The sequence below is a fragment of the Amycolatopsis sp. NPDC102389 genome (assembly GCF_044765885.1).
GTDB lineage: Bacteria > Actinomycetota > Actinomycetes > Mycobacteriales > Pseudonocardiaceae > Amycolatopsis.
The window spans coordinates 32,233-46,007 of the sequence record NZ_JBIWKX010000004.1; the positions used below are offsets into that span (position 1 = coordinate 32,233).

The 13,775-nt window shown below is 67.8% G+C and carries 14 protein-coding genes and 1 tRNA gene; 5 read left to right on the forward strand and 10 right to left on the reverse strand.

Annotated elements, in window-relative coordinates; all coding sequences use genetic code 11:
* Positions 1-104 precede the first annotated feature (104 nt).
* The 3 genes from ACIRGA_RS05700 to ACIRGA_RS05710 are packed head-to-tail and all read left to right on the forward strand — an operon-like array spanning position 105 to position 3,093.
* Entirely contained in the window at positions 105-1,049 is a 945-nt protein-coding gene (locus ACIRGA_RS05700) for a ParA family protein (protein WP_400936927.1), read from the forward strand.
* On the forward strand, positions 1,046-1,699 hold the full coding sequence (locus ACIRGA_RS05705; RefSeq protein ID WP_400936930.1) for a hypothetical protein: 654 nt from the start codon (positions 1,046-1,048) through the stop codon (positions 1,697-1,699). The genes ACIRGA_RS05700 and ACIRGA_RS05705 overlap by 4 nt, the downstream gene beginning before the upstream one ends.
* A gap of 5 nt (positions 1,700-1,704) precedes the next feature.
* The gene (locus ACIRGA_RS05710) at positions 1,705-3,093 is read left to right on the forward strand and encodes a CBS domain-containing protein (protein WP_400936932.1); all 1,389 of its coding nucleotides are present in this window, start codon (positions 1,705-1,707) and stop codon (positions 3,091-3,093) included.
* Positions 3,094-3,149: 56 nt separating this feature from the next.
* On the opposite strand, the gene ACIRGA_RS05715 is transcribed toward ACIRGA_RS05710, so the two are convergent.
* The 4 genes from ACIRGA_RS05715 to glp form a co-directional block, all read right to left on the reverse strand.
* Positions 3,150-3,222: transfer RNA gene (locus ACIRGA_RS05715), tRNA-Ala, on the reverse strand.
* A 71-nt stretch (positions 3,223-3,293) separates the two neighbouring features.
* Positions 3,294-4,109: a gephyrin-like molybdotransferase receptor GlpR gene (gene glpR / locus ACIRGA_RS05720; RefSeq protein ID WP_400936935.1), complete on the reverse strand. Its 816-nt coding sequence runs from the start codon at positions 4,107-4,109 to the stop codon at positions 3,294-3,296.
* A gap of 161 nt (positions 4,110-4,270) precedes the next feature.
* On the reverse strand, positions 4,271-4,942 hold the full coding sequence (locus tag ACIRGA_RS05725; protein WP_400936937.1) for a GNAT family N-acetyltransferase: 672 nt from the start codon (positions 4,940-4,942) through the stop codon (positions 4,271-4,273).
* Positions 4,942-6,213, reverse strand: coding sequence for a gephyrin-like molybdotransferase Glp (gene glp, locus ACIRGA_RS05730; RefSeq protein WP_063273172.1), 1,272 nt, complete (start codon positions 6,211-6,213; stop codon positions 4,942-4,944). The genes ACIRGA_RS05725 and glp overlap by 1 nt, the downstream gene beginning before the upstream one ends.
* A gap of 218 nt (positions 6,214-6,431) precedes the next feature.
* Between glp and ACIRGA_RS05735 the strand changes: the two genes are divergently transcribed.
* On the forward strand, positions 6,432-7,040 hold the full coding sequence (locus tag ACIRGA_RS05735; protein ID WP_400937361.1) for a 5-formyltetrahydrofolate cyclo-ligase: 609 nt from the start codon (positions 6,432-6,434) through the stop codon (positions 7,038-7,040).
* Positions 7,037-8,410, forward strand: coding sequence for a UTP--glucose-1-phosphate uridylyltransferase (locus tag ACIRGA_RS05740; RefSeq protein WP_400936940.1), 1,374 nt, complete (start codon positions 7,037-7,039; stop codon positions 8,408-8,410). Before ACIRGA_RS05735 ends, ACIRGA_RS05740 begins: the two co-directional genes overlap by 4 nt.
* Here ACIRGA_RS05740 and ACIRGA_RS05745 read toward each other — a convergent pair.
* From ACIRGA_RS05745 to ACIRGA_RS05770, 6 genes are all read right to left on the reverse strand, one after another.
* Positions 8,407-9,129: a class I SAM-dependent methyltransferase gene (locus ACIRGA_RS05745; protein WP_400936942.1), complete on the reverse strand. Its 723-nt coding sequence runs from the start codon at positions 9,127-9,129 to the stop codon at positions 8,407-8,409. The genes ACIRGA_RS05740 and ACIRGA_RS05745 overlap by 4 nt on opposite strands.
* A complete protein-coding gene (locus ACIRGA_RS05750; protein ID WP_400936945.1) occupies positions 9,122-11,302 on the reverse strand; it encodes an MMPL family transporter in 2,181 nt (726 codons plus the stop codon). Before ACIRGA_RS05750 ends, ACIRGA_RS05745 begins: the two co-directional genes overlap by 8 nt.
* Positions 11,303-11,412: 110 nt before the next feature.
* Positions 11,413-11,682 (reverse strand): hypothetical protein, encoded by a 270-nt coding sequence (locus ACIRGA_RS05755; protein ID WP_038508185.1) that lies wholly within the window; start codon positions 11,680-11,682, stop codon positions 11,413-11,415.
* Entirely contained in the window at positions 11,679-12,020 is a 342-nt protein-coding gene (locus ACIRGA_RS05760; RefSeq protein ID WP_038522344.1) for a helix-turn-helix domain-containing protein, read from the reverse strand. Before ACIRGA_RS05760 ends, ACIRGA_RS05755 begins: the two co-directional genes overlap by 4 nt.
* Before the next feature lie 28 nt (positions 12,021-12,048).
* Positions 12,049-12,804, reverse strand: coding sequence for a GNAT family N-acetyltransferase (locus ACIRGA_RS05765; RefSeq protein ID WP_400936948.1), 756 nt, complete (start codon positions 12,802-12,804; stop codon positions 12,049-12,051).
* Between the two features lie 224 nt (positions 12,805-13,028).
* Entirely contained in the window at positions 13,029-13,763 is a 735-nt protein-coding gene (locus ACIRGA_RS05770) for a DUF2786 domain-containing protein (protein WP_400936950.1), read from the reverse strand.
* Between the last annotated feature and the right edge of the window lie 12 nt (positions 13,764-13,775).

Sequence of the window (13,775 nt, forward strand, 5' to 3'; positions counted from 1 at the left end):
GTGTCGCGGACATTGGGGTCGATGTTCGAGTCCGTCGGTTGCTTTGGAAGCTGCGCCCTGTAAAGGTCGTCAGGCCAGGATGCGAGACGGACGGGGAGAAGCGTATGCGGGTCGTGGCGGTCATGAACTACAAGGGCGGCGTGGGAAAGACGACGATCACCGCGAACCTCGGCGCGGTCGCCGCGAGCCGCGGTCTCCGGGTGCTGCTGCTCGATCTCGATCCGCAGACGAATTTGACCTTCTCCTTCTTCTCGGTCGACGAATGGCACGATCGGCTCAAGGACGGCCGGACGATCAAGCAATGGTATGACACCGAATCGCCCGGCAATGACATGCCGCTCGCCGATTTGATCGTCACCCCCGAACGGGCCAATCACGTTCTCAAGGAAACCGGCGGGCAGCTCGATCTGATCTCCTCTCATCTCGGCCTCATCGACATAGACCTCGAACTCGCCGCCCGGCTGGGCGGGACGACGACTCTCGACGGGTCGAAGCGAAAGTTCTTGGATCTGCACGGCTGCCTGCGACGCGCACTGGAGGATGACCGGTTCAGCGGCTACGACCTGGTGCTCATCGACTGCGCGCCGAACTTCGGCCTTGTCACCAAGACCGCGATCGTGGCCAGCGAGCAGATCCTCGTACCGGCCAAAGCGGACTATCTGTCCACGCTGGGGTTGGACTATCTGGCCGGTAATTGCGGGAAGCTGGTGGAGCAGTTCAACGACTTCGTCAATCACAAGGGCGGTAGTGGTGGTCATCGGACGATCGACCCGAGCTTCTTGGGAGTGGTCTTCACGATGGTGCAGATCTACTCGCAGCAAGTGGTTCTCGCTCAGCACACCTACATCGAAGAGGCGCGCCTGAACTCCCGGGTCCCGGTGCTGGACAGCAAGATCCGCAACAGTTCGCGGCACTTCGGCGACGCCGGTGAGAGCGGGGTACCGGCGATGCTGGGCGCCTCCGCGAAAGATGAGGTCGTCATGGAGTTCGACCGGCTGACGGACGAGGTACTGGGCGCACTCGCCTTGTCGTCGGGTGGCCACCGGTGAACGAACTGAAGAATGCCGTCGCACTGCACGCCCGGGTGTACGAGTTCCTCGGGCGGCAAGACGAGGCCACGCTGCAGGCGATCGTCAGCGGGGAGGCTCGGCTCGCCGTCTCGCGCACCGGAGGCGCACAGGCGTCACCACCCGACCCCGCACCGGAGTCCCTGCTGCCCTCCGGCGATCCGGAGTTCGTCGCGCGGGAGCTTTCGAAACCGGCATCGGACGATGAGCGACGGATCTTCTTGAGAGCGACCGGGTTGCCCATGACCGGATTGCGGAAAGTGGCAAGGCTGCGCGGTCTGCGCGGCTACAGCAGCCTCACCAAAGCCGGACTCATCGATCGGCTGGCTTCCTCGGAGTCGCGTCCTGAAGGGCCTGGCGTCGCACAGAGGAAGGTGACGCCCCAGCCCGGTGTCGCACGGCCGGACGCGGAAGTGGTGGCCATCGCCGCGCGGCTTCGTGAACTGGAGACTGTTGAAGAGGGCGCTGCCTACCTCGAAACCCAGCAGCTGGACCGGGACGGCCTCCGTGCCCTCGCGGCCGAACTGCAACTCACCCGGGTGGATCGCCTGAATCAGGCGGAACTCGAGAAGAGGGTGCTCAAGCAGGCGATCGGGTCTCGCCGCAAGTTCTCCGGCCTGGGGAAGTGGTGAGCGTGGTGGCGGAGGAGACCGGCGGCCGGGCGATGCACCTCATCCGCGGGCGCCGAGTCACGGTTTCGGATTTGTTGGACGCCGGTCTGGTCGGGGTGGGGGAGAAGCTCAGGTTCACGAGGAGCCGTATCGGCGCCGCCTACGACGCGACGGTGACCGAAAAAGGCCGGATCAGGCTCGTCCCGGACGGTGAGGAGTTCCGTTCTCCGTCACGGGCGGCCATGGTGGCCGCCGGCATGCGGGCCGTCGACGGCTGGCACGCCTGGTACGTGGTCGACCAGGGCCGGATGCTCGACGCCGTTCGGCAGGAACTGCTCGACCGGGCGATTTCGACGGCGGCGGCCGCGGCCAACCGGCGGAACGAAGACGTGGACCGGCAACGGATCCATTCACGCTTGCGGGAGGCGCGGAGTCGCGCGGACGAGCGGAACCCCGAGAGCTTCTCCGTCCGTGACCTCCTGGCGCTTTGGGGAGTGACGGATCGCGGCGACCAGGTCAGTCAGATCGAAGCGGATCTCGCGAACCATGGATTGGTGACTTCGCCCAGCTTCAGGGCGGTGACTCTGGACACGACGGTTTCGCTGATCACGCCGCCCGACGAGGAAGACGAGTCGCAGGCGGCGGGAAGGTCTGAAATGGACAACCTTTCGGTCGCGGAGGACGACGAAGGCGGCGACGACTTGAACGTCCGCCTGACCGTCGGGAACCTGTCACCTCTGCGTGGTGTCGAGTCCGTGAGTCCGAACAGCACGCTTGAAGAAGCGATCACGAAGATGCTTCTCAACGACTACTCGCAGCTCGCGGTCCTGAGCGGCCCTCGTAACCTGCGTGGTGCCGTCACATGGCGCTCGATCACGCAGGCGATGCACCAGAAGCCCGAGGCGAGCGTCGCCGATGCGATCGATCCTCTGGTGGAGGTCGTTCCTTATGATCGCGATCTCTTCGAGGTGCTTCCCACGTTGCAGCAGCGCGATTTCGTCTTCGTCTTGAACGAAAGCAAGGTCATCGAAGGCATTGTCACGACCGCCGATGTCGCGCAGCGCTACGGCGAGTTGGCGACGCCGTTCTTTCAGCTGGGTGAGCTGGATCAGACGCTCCGCTGGATCCTCGGGCGCTCCTTCGACGTCGATTCCATTCAGCCGTATTGCACTAGGAAGGTCGAGAGCTTCGACAAGCTCACCATCGGTGATTACCTGCGGGTGCTGGAGAACAACGAGGCGTGGGAGAAGCTGGGCTGGCCGTTGGATCGCTCCGTCTTCATCGAGCGGCTGGACGCGATCCGGGTCATCCGCAACAAGGTCATGCACTTCCATCCCGACCCGGTGCCGGAGGACGCGGTCGAAAAGCTGCGAAGGTTCAACAGGCTGCTGCACCAATACCGGGACATGGCCTAAGCCGGTGGGTGAAACGCGAAAGACCCGCACTCTGCCGAGCGCGGGTCTTCGAACTGTGGAGCTGAGGGGAATCGAACCCCTGACCTTCTCGATGCGAACGAGACGCGCTACCAACTGCGCTACAGCCCCTGGTGAAGCTTGCCCCTCGTTTGGAGCTCCATGAGCCTATCAGTGGCTCACGGAGCCCCGAACAAGGGGGGTCACTCTCCGGCGGCCCGGCGGAAAGGCCTGGTCCCGGGCTCGTCGAGCTCGTGGAAGGCCGGATCCTCGTCGTCGAGGTCGACGACGACGGCTTGGCGCCGGAGGCGGGACATCGGGGACGGTTTGCGTTCCACGACGGCCGGACGTTCGGTGGCGACGACCTCGATGTCCTCACGGGACTCGTGCGCATCGTGGTCTTCGTCGTCGATCGCCGGGCGGCGCGGGGCGCGGGTGTTGTTGAAGCGGGCGAGGCGGCGCTGCCGGATGTCGTTCTCGATGCGGACCTGGCGGCGCAGGTACGCCAGGTAGCCGATGAGGACGGCGTCGACGACACCGTTGGCCCACCAGACCGTCGGGGTCAGGAAGCCGGCGACGGCGGCGGTCGTGACCACCAGCACCAGGAGCGCGATGACGACGCGCTGCCGGAACGCGTACTTGGCGCGGGCGGCGATGTCCGCCGCCTCCGGGTCGAATCCGCCCCGGCCGGGCCGGTAGCCGGCGCCTTGGCGTTCTCTTTCCGGGCGGGCCGCGTGCGAGGGCTGGGGAAGCGGTTCGGCTTCCGGTGCCTCGTCTTCGAGGTCGGCGTCGAGCTCCGCCTCGAGCTCGGCCAGGTCGTCTTCTACCGATGGTTCCGTGTTCTCCGCCATCGCGAACTCCTCCGGTCCCTCGTGGCGTGTGCTCCCGCTCCGCACGACTCGCGCCGCCAAGGCCGAGTCCGTCGTCCGTGCGACCTGCTGGCGCTTGCGGGCGACCATGGGCACGAGAACGACGAGCCATGCCGCTGCGAGCGCGACGATGATCACCGAACTGGGCATCTCCCGTCACCTCCCCCGATCCACTGCTGTAGTCACGCTAGCCACAACAGTCACACACGCCGCGCAGACTCGCCGGTTTCGATCACGGAAAATGCATCACCAAATTAGGTGAATCTCACAGCTTGTGGTAACGCGGTCACCGGAACGACCCGGTGACGGGGTCAAACGCGCTCCGCGAGGCCCTTCGAGACGAGCCGTGAGACCAGTCCGTCACCGGTCTCCTCCTTGGTGACGGCGTAGCAGAAATGGTCCCGCCAGCCGCCCGCGACATCGAGATAGCGCTCGAAAAGTCCTTCTTGCCGGTAGCCCGCTTTGGCGAGAACCCGCAGGCTGGGAGTGTTTTCGGGGCGGACGGTCGCCTCGAGCCGGTGCAGTCCGCCGAAGTCGAAGACGTGGTCGGTGACGAGGGCGACCGCGCCGGTCGCGACGCCGCCGCGGACGATGTCCGATGACACCCAGTAGCCGATCCAGGCGGAGCGGAGGGACGCCCGGATGACGTTACCCACAGTGATCTGCCCGGCGAAGCGTCCGTCCACCGTGATGGTGAACGGGAGACATTGACCGCGCCTCGCCAGGCCGCGCAGTGCCAGCCACTGGGACGGCCATGACCAATACGCGTTGCGATCCGGCCAGGGTCCGACGCCGGTCGGTTCCCACATTTCCAGGTGCTCGCGGTCGCGCAGCCGGACGCGGCTCCAGTCGCCGGCGTCCCGGAGACGGACCGGCCGGACGGCGAGGATCCCGGCGGGCACCCGGAGCGGCCCCAGCTTCGCGGGCCAGCCCGGATGCCTGCTCTCGATCGGATACGCGACGCCGGAAATCGGTGCGCCCATTACGCCCGCTGGGCCAGGAAGGTCACCTTGACCTGCTCGCCCGCGGCGACCTCGGTGAGGTCTTCGTCGATGTTGATCAGACAGTTCGCCTCGGCCAGCGACGCGAGCAGATGCGCGCCGGACGTGCCGAGCGGCTGCACCAGGTACTCGCCGTTGCCCTCGTCCCGCAGCAGTTGCCCGCGCAGGAAACCCTTGCGCCCCTTGGTCGAGGTGATCGGGGAGAGCAGCCGCGCGCCGACGATCCGGCGGTGCGGGTTGCGGGTGCCGCGCGCGGCGCGGATCAGCGGGCGCACCAGCACCTCGAACACGACCAGCGCGCTCATCGGGTTGCCGGGGATCAGGAACGTCGGTACCGAATCGGGACCGAGCCTGCCGAAACCCTGCACGGAGCCGGGGTGCATGGCGACGCGCGTCATGTCGATGTGGCCGAGATCGGACAGTGCCGCGTGCACCTCGTCGCCCGCGCTCCCGCCGGCGCCGCCCGCGACGACGACGATCTCCGACATCAGCAGGCGGCCTTCGACGATCTCTCGGAGGCGTTTCGGATCGCCGGGGACGATGCCGACGCGGCTCACCTCGGCGCCCGCGTCCCGCGCGGCCGCGGACAGCGCGTAGGAGTTGACGTCGTAGACCTGCCCGACCGACGGCGTGCGGTCGATGTCGACCAGCTCGTCGCCGACGGACACGATCGAAACCCGTGGCCGCGGGTAGACCAGGACCTTCGCCCGGCCGACCGCGGCGAGCAGCCCGACCTGGGCCGAGCCGATGGTGTCGCCCTTGCGCACGGCGACGTCGCCGATCTGCACGTCTTCACCGGTCCGGCGCACGTAGCCCGCCGAAGGCACCGACCTGTGCACGGTGACCTTGGCCTGGTGCCCGTCGGTGTAGGCGGTCGGGACGACGGCGTCGGCGAGCGTGGGCAGCGGCGCGCCGGTGTCGACCCGCACGGCCTGGCCCGGCTGCAACCGCCGCGGCTGGCGGGAACCGGCGGCGATCTCGCCGACGACCGGCAGCTGCACCGGCTCCTGGCCCGCGGAGCGGACGTCGACGCTTCGCACCGCGTAACCGTCGACGGCTGCCTGGTCGAAACCGGGCAGCGCGTGTTCGGCGACGACCTCTTCGGCGCACAGGAGGCCCTGAGCCTCGGAGATGGCGACCCGGACCGGACGCGGGCGTACCGCGGCGTCCAGAGTCAGGGAGATCTGATCCTCGACGGAACGGAACTGTCCCGCGTCTTCGGTCTCGGCCGCTTCGGCGATGGGTTCCGTCATGGCTGCGGGATCTCGATCCGTTCGTTCGACCAGGCACGCGATGAAGGCCCGTCGGTGAACTGAAGTTCACCACCGTTACCAGGAGTGATGCGGTCCGAAGCCGCGGAAATCGCCCGATCGGGCAAGCTCCTCGTGGTCCGTGCCGCCGTGGTGGTCGCTGCGCCTGTCATAGGCGTGAAGCCTAACCTGACCACGTGGTCGAGCCCGGCAATGAACACCTGAGTAAAGCGGAGTGGCGTTCTCGGATAACCGCCGAACGGCGTTCGCAGGTGTCGGAAGAGCGCGCGCGGGAGGCTGCGGCGCTCGTCGTCGCCGCCGCTCGGCTGCCGGGTGAGGTGGTGTGCGCCTACGTCCCGTTCGGTACCGAACCGGGTTCGGCGGCACTGCTTGATCAACTTCTGGACCAGGGCAAACGCGTGCTCTTGCCGATCGTCCCCGACACGGCGGGCCCGCTGGAGTGGGCCGCCTACGAGGGCCCGTCGAGTCTCGGACCGGGACGGCTGAGGGGGTTGCTCGAGCCGACCGGTCGCCGCCTCGGTTCCGACACGCTGAGGACGGCCGATGTGGTGTTGATCCCCGCGCTCGCCGTCGACGACGAAGGGGTCCGGCTCGGCCGCGGCGCCGGGTACTACGACCGGTCGCTCCCCCTCGCCGCGCCAGGCGCGGCGCTGATCGCCGTCGTCCGGGACGCCGAACTCGTGCGTGAGTTGCCCGCGGAACCGCATGACATCCGCATGACCGGGGTACTGACCCCGGAGCACGGCCTGGCGCCGCGCCCGGTCGATAGACTGACGCCCCGACGCAGTGGTTCAGAAAGGGCACAATGAGCTCTGACGCGCACCTGTCCGAACAGTTCGCCGAAACGCTGTCGAAAATGCGTTCCGCGGGCGCTCACGCCATGGAGCTGGCGGCCCTGCGACGGCGTCTCGAGCAGCTGACCGAACCCGGCGCCGGTGAATTGCCGGGAAACGAACTCGAACCTCTCGATGACATCAGCAGGCTCGTGGATCTGCCGGAGCCCGATCCCGAAGAGGCGCGCCGGGTGCTGGACCGCACCGCCGTCCTGAAGCTGAACGGCGGGCTCGGTACGAGCATGGGGCTCACCGGGCCGAAATCGCTGCTGGAGATCAAACCGGGGAAGACGTTCCTCGACGTCATCGCCATGCAGGTGCTTTCGACCCGCGAGAAGTACAACGCGCGGCTTCCGCTGATCCTGATGAATTCGGCGGGCACCCGCGAACCTTCGCTGGAGTTGCTGAAGAAGTATCCCGATCTCGCCGACGACGTCATCCCGGCCGACTTCCTGCAGGGGCGCGAACCGAAGATCACCGCCGACGGGCGGCCCGCCGCATGGCCCGCGAACCCGGAGCTCGAATGGTGCCCGCCGGGCCACGGCGACATCTACGTCGCGCTCGCGGTGAGCGGGATGCTCGAAACCCTGCTGGCGGAGGGGATCCGCTGGTGTTTCGTGTCCAACTCCGACAACCTCGGCGCCCTCCCGGACGCCCGGATCGCGGCTTGGCTCGCGAACGAGGACATCCCGTTCGCGATGGAGACGGTGCTCGGCACCGCGGCCGACCGCAAGGGCGGGCACCTCGCGCGGCGCGCGGGCCGGATCGTGCTGCGTGAATCCGCGCAGGTCCCCGACGGCGACGACTCGTTCGGCGATGTCGCCAAGTGGCGTTTCTTCAACACCAACAACATCTGGTTCGATCTCGAACGGCTGAAGGCGCTGCAGGACGCCGACCCCGCCGCGCCGTTGTTGCCGCTGATCGTGAACCGGAAGACCGTCGACCCCGCCGATGCCACCAGCACGCCGGTGATCCAGCTCGAAACGGCGATGGGCGCGGCGATCGGCTCGGTCGAGGGCGCGCGGGCCATCGAGATCCCGCGGACCCGGTTCGCGCCGGTCAAGACCACCGACGATCTGCTGGTCGTCCGGTCCGACGCGTACGTGCTCGACGACGGCGGGGAGATGGTCCCGGAGTTCACCACCACCCCGCCGGTCGTGTCGCTGAGCAAGGAGTTCTACAAGCTCCTACCGGACTTCGACGCGCGTATCCCTTCCGTGCCTTCGCTCAAGGAGTGCACGAGCCTCGCGGTGGACGGCGACGTCACCTTCGGGAAGAACGTCGTCGTCCGGGGCGATGTGAAGATCACCGGGCCGAAAACCATCGCGGACGGCGAAATCCTCTAGCCGCGCTGGGCGATGAACACGTACTCGCGTCCTGGACGGTCGGGGGCGTCCCGGACGTCCAGAACGCGAAAACCGTGGCTCGCCAGCAAGGATTCGAGGTCTTCGCGTTCGCGGAACCACAACGTCGAGTCCGAGGTGACGACCTCGCCGTCGGAGAACCGGTAGCTGTACCGGAACGACACGAACGGCAGGTTCACCTCGGTGACCTCGCGCCATTGCTCGACCTCGCCGACGCCGGGGACGTCGATGATGTCGTGCGCGGTGTCGGCGCTCCAGTCCTCCCATACGCGACGGCCGGGGCGCCGGATCTCGAAGACCAGATGGCCACCCGGCGCCAGCGCCGTGCGGATGCCTTCGAGGGTCCGGCTCCATTCGGCGTCGGTCAGGAAGACCTGGGCCACGTTCCCGGTCATCACCGCGAGATCGGCCCTCGCGTCACCCGCCGCTTTCGCGTCACCATGGATCCAGGTGATCTTCCCTTCCTGGTCTTTGGCCTTCGCGATCTCCAGTGACGCCTTCGCGGGATCGACCCCCACGACCTCGATCCCGCGCGCGGCCAGCAGAACGGCCAGGCAGCCGGTGCCACAGCCGACGTCGAGCACTCTCTTCGCCCCGAGCTCGGCGATGATCGCGAGGTAGTGGTCCAGGTCGTCGCGAGCGCCGTCGAAGGCGTCGTAGATCGGGGCGAGCCGGGCGTGGGCGAAGAGCGCGTCAGGCATTCGGCGACGATAGTTCCGGGACGCGTCCGGGAGCCACGGATTTAAGGTCGCGCCGCCAGGCCCGTTCTCCCAGCAACGCCAGGAAAGCGGGCAGCAGCACCCCGCGTACCAGCGTGGCGTCGATCAGGACGGCGACCGCCATCCCGACCCCCATCATCTTGTACTCGATCGCGCTCAACGTGATGAAGACGCTGAACACGCCGACCATGATCACCGCCACGCCGCTGACCACCCCCGCGCTCGTGCCGGTGCCGCGGACGATCGCGGCGATGGCGCCATCGGCCCGGAGTTCACGGATCCGGCTGAGGATGAAGATGTGGTAGTCCATGCTCAGCCCGAGCAGCAGGACGAACATGAACATCGGCAGCCAGCCGACCACCCCGCCGTACGGGGTGAATCCCAGCAGGGAAGCGAAATGGCCGTCCTGGAAGATCCAGGTGAGCACGCCGTAGGCCGCGCCGATCGACAGCAGGTTCAGCACGATCGACACGAGCGCCACCGGCACGGACCGGAAAGCCAGCAGCAGCAACACGAACGCCGCCAGCAGGACGAACCCGAAGACCAGCGGCATCCGTTCGACGACCCGGTCGGCGAAGTCACGGGCGCTCGCCGTCCGGCCGGACACCGCGTAGTCGACGCCGTCCACCTCGCCGATCGTCGCGGGGAGCACTTCGGCGCGCAGCTTCGCGAGCGCCGCGTCGGCTTCCGCGTCGCGGCCGGCGCCGGAGAGCGGGACCCGGACGACCACGGCCTCGTCGACGTTGGCGACGGCGATGGGTTTGTTCAGCACACCGGAGGTTTCGCCGATCCGCCGTTCGAGATCCGTGATCGCCGACCGCAGGGCCGGGGTGTCGACCGGGCCACCGTTCTCGGCCGTCAGCACCACCGTGGCGGGGTAGACCACTCCCGGGAAGGCCGCCTGGGTGCGGGCGGCGGCGTCGATCGCCGGCATCGAACGCGGCAGGCTCTCCGCCGGTGTCGGATCCTGCAGGCGCATGCCGAGCGCGGGCAGCGTGAGCAGGATCAGTAACGCGGCCGCCAGCCCGCCCCACCACGCCGGCCGCCGGGTGACCACGCGGGCGGTCGCGGACCAGAACCGCGACCTCTCCGCGGCGGTACGCCGCTTGCCCAGCCAGGGAATCCGCCCGCGATCGACCTTGTCGCCCAGCAGCGAGAGCAGCGCCGGCAGCACGGTGACCGAGCCGAGCACGGCCAGTCCGACCACGAACGCCGTGCTGATCGCGAGACCGGTGAAGTTGTCGAGCCCGGTGAACACCAGCCCGCTCACACACAGGACGACCGTGATCCCGGAGACGACCACGACGTGCCCGGAGGTCCGTGCCGCGATCCGGGTCGCGGCGTCGATCGAATGCCCGCGTGCGCGTTCTTCTCGTTGGCGCCTGAGAAAGAACAGCGAGTAGTCGACGCCCACCGCCATCCCGATGAGCAAGGTGATCACCGTCGTCGCGCCGTTGATCGGGGTGAAGTCGTCGATGACGGACAGGAAGCCGAACGCCGCCGCGACACTCGTGCCCGCCAGCAGCAACGGGACCGACGCGGCGACCAGCGCCCCGAAGACGATCAGCAGGATCACCAGCGTCAGTGGCAGGGAAAGGAGTTCCGAGCGTTTGACGTCCTCCCGGATTCCCTTGTCGACCACGGACGACAGGCTCAGATCTCCGGACTGGCCCAACCGGACCGAAGGATGCCGGGCGGCGACCGCGTCCACTTGCGCCGTCGCGGTCTCGAAGTTCGGGCGGATGTCCTTCTCCTCGCCGGCGATCGAAAACCCGACGAGTCCGGATGTGCCATCGGCCGAGGTCCGCTCGCCGCCGCCGTCGGCCAGCGGCGAGCGGACGTCGGTGACCGAGCCGGACCGGGTGAGCGTGGCGACCAGGTCTTCGGTCGCCCGCCGGAGTTCTTCGTTCGCGGAGAACGGCGGCGAGCCGGGTTCCTTCGCCTCGACGAGGACGTTTTCGCGTAAGGGTTCGAAGGTGTTCTGGGCGTTCAGAGCGGTCTGGGCGCGGCCGGACTCACCGGGATCGGTGCTCCGCCGGCTTTCGCCGTCCAGCAGCATTCCCGACAGCAGGGCGACGACCACGAGGGCGACCCAGCCGACGAGGGTGACCGCGCGGTGGCGCAGGGACCAGGCGGCGATCTTTTCGGGCAGCATGAACTACAGTCCTTTGCGTGAAGGAGTGAGATGCCTCGGGCGAGGTTTTTGCTTCTTCTTTCCTGGGCCGTCGAGTTGCCGCTCGGCGGCCCAGGGTCTTTCACCGGTGGTCAGTCGACCTCCTTGAGGATCCGCTCGACCGTGCCCACGCTCTTCCGGAGATCCGCGAGACGTCCGTCGAGTTCGGTCAGCTTGCGTTCGGTCTCTTCCTGCGCCTGGACGGCCTTCTCGGCGAGCCTGCGGTATTCCTGCTCGCGCGCGAGCGCGCCCCTGGCCCGGATGGTCGCGCCGAACTGCCACACGACCACCGTGATCACCACGGTGAGGAACACGAAGATGCCGATCAGGCCGGCGACCTCCTGCCATTGATGCCAGTTCACGATCGTTCCCCCTCGTCACCCGGTGCCGGTGTGCTCAGCGTCGGCGCCGCGGCGGCGATGGTGTCCGGGCTCAGCTCGACCAGGAACGGCTTCACCTCGTAGAACTTCATCGCCTTCCCGTCCTCCGACAGCTCCAGTGCGGCCGACACGAGCCCGGCCGCCTCCAGTTTGCGCAGGTGGAGCTGCAGCAGCGCTCGGCTGATGCCGAGCTCCCGCGCCAGCTGGCTGACATACGCGCGCTCCGCACGCAGCGCCGCGACGATCCGCAGCCGGTGCGGATTCGCCAGCGCCCCCAGCAGCCGCAGCAACTCGTCGCCGGACGGTCCGGTGGCGGTCATGCCGAGCTCCTGCACATGCCAAAGAAATCTAGCAGGTGCTGGCTCCGTCTACCAGGTGTTCGAGCCAGGCGTTCGGTTCCGTGTAGACGCCGACGTCCAGCGCCGGGGAAGCGAGCACCGGCGCTATCCCGCCCGGCACGGCCGTGAGACCGTCCCGGAGTTCGACGCCGGTCCACGCCTTCCACTGGGCGAAGGTGCCGGTGACCGTCATCGCGAACGGCGCCACTTTCACGAACCGGGCGCCGAGCCGTTCGTGCGTGCGCAGCCACGGATCCTCCGGCAGCCCGTCCGCGCGACGGCGGGCGACGTAGTCCTCAAAGGACAGTTCTGGTTCGTTCTCCTTCCCGGCCGGGCGGACCGGCACGACGAGCTTGCGCATACCTGTTTCCGAAGCACGCTTTTTCAACGCCTCCAACGCTTTTGTGGCCAGGCCGCCGCCACGGCGGCCTGGCGCGACCATCACTTCGAGTGCGATCAACGTATTCGTCTCACGGGTGCTCAGCAGGTCTTCCGCGGCCCAGATCAGCGCTGCGTCCCAGCCGTGGTCCGGCAGCTCCGGGCGTTCGGCGGTCGGGAAGCCGACCGGGACGGCGGCGGTCCTCGCCACGGGAACACCGTCCTCCAGCAGCACGAGGAAGTATTCCGGCCAGCGGGCGGCGAGATGGGACGATTTCGCCAGCAGGCCGGCCAGACCGTGCTGGAGGAATTCGCCGCCGACACCGCCGAGGCCGAGCGCGGGCTCGCGCAATTCGGGGCGGGTGGCCAGGTCTTCGATCACGATCATGTCCTCAGTAGACCCGAGGACACGCGATTCTCACGAGGTGGTTTTCCGGAAGGGCGAACGGGAACGGAACGCGCGCCTGTCCTTGCTGCGGTTATCTCACGGTGGGCGCGTTCGACGTCTGCCCATTCGGTGGAGCTTCGCTCTTCACGGTGCCTGCGACGAGGCGTTGGTTCACAGTGTACGGCATCCGGAGCGGGACGAGAGCCCTCCGGCGGGAGTGCTGATCAGCGTACGGGCAGCGCGCGGCGCCGTCCGGTGATCCCTGTGGTGTTGAGGTTGGCGCGCTCACCGGCGGAGTGACCGTCGAGATAGCCGCTGCCGGACAGCCGCCTCGGCGGCGCCGAGCGCAGGTCGCCGTACTGCTCGTCGTACGCCTGTTTGACCATCGCCGTCCGATCCTGGATCACCAGTTCGGCGGAGCGGTGACCGGCGGCGGCCGTATGGGTCCTGGCCGCGGTGTCCTCACTGTTGCGGAGCCGTTCGTAGACCGCGCCGGAGAATCCGTGCAGCCACGTCCGCCGGTACGCGGCCAGTGATTCGCCCGCGAACACCCGGTTCTCCGGGCGGACCCTGGTCAGCTGGGTGGTCGCCTGCAGCAGCAGGCTGGTGTACAGCAGTTCCGTCCGCTCCAGATCGGAACGGAAACCGAACACTGTCACCGCGGTGACCGATTGGCCGAGCCGGTGCAGCAGGGCGCGGCAGCGCAGCGGATGCGCGATGTTCGTGAGCAGCCCCGCCTTGTCCCGGCTGTACGGGTTGTCGATGGGGATCTTGATCTGGGTGATCTCGTCGGCGGTCGCCCCGGAGGCGGCCAACAACGCCTGATCGATGCCGTACCGGGCGATCAGTTCGGCGGCCTTGGTGTTGTACGACTCGGCTTCGGCCTCGGTGACCGCCGGGTCCTCCGCCTTCGCGAGCAGTTTCCGGACGCGCGCGAGCAGCGTGTCATGGTCGGGCATGGTCCTCCTTCC

Coding starts and splice junctions, on each gene's coding strand:
- ACIRGA_RS05700 (WP_400936927.1), top strand. CDS start 105: ATGCGGGTCGTGGCGGTCATGAACTACAAGGGCGGCGTGGGAAAGACG.
- glpR (WP_400936935.1), bottom strand. CDS start 4,109: ATGCCCAGTTCGGTGATCATCGTCGCGCTCGCAGCGGCATGGCTCGTC.
- ACIRGA_RS05725 (WP_400936937.1), bottom strand. CDS start 4,942: ATGGGCGCACCGATTTCCGGCGTCGCGTATCCGATCGAGAGCAGGCAT.
- glp (WP_063273172.1), bottom strand. CDS start 6,213: ATGACGGAACCCATCGCCGAAGCGGCCGAGACCGAAGACGCGGGACAG.
- ACIRGA_RS05740 (WP_400936940.1), top strand. CDS start 7,037: ATGAGCTCTGACGCGCACCTGTCCGAACAGTTCGCCGAAACGCTGTCG.
- ACIRGA_RS05745 (WP_400936942.1), bottom strand. CDS start 9,129: ATGCCTGACGCGCTCTTCGCCCACGCCCGGCTCGCCCCGATCTACGAC.
- ACIRGA_RS05750 (WP_400936945.1), bottom strand. CDS start 11,302: ATGCTGCCCGAAAAGATCGCCGCCTGGTCCCTGCGCCACCGCGCGGTC.
- ACIRGA_RS05760 (WP_038522344.1), bottom strand. CDS start 12,020: ATGACCGCCACCGGACCGTCCGGCGACGAGTTGCTGCGGCTGCTGGGG.
- ACIRGA_RS05765 (WP_400936948.1), bottom strand. CDS start 12,804: ATGATCGTGATCGAAGACCTGGCCACCCGCCCCGAATTGCGCGAGCCC.
- ACIRGA_RS05770 (WP_400936950.1), bottom strand. CDS start 13,763: ATGCCCGACCATGACACGCTGCTCGCGCGCGTCCGGAAACTGCTCGCG.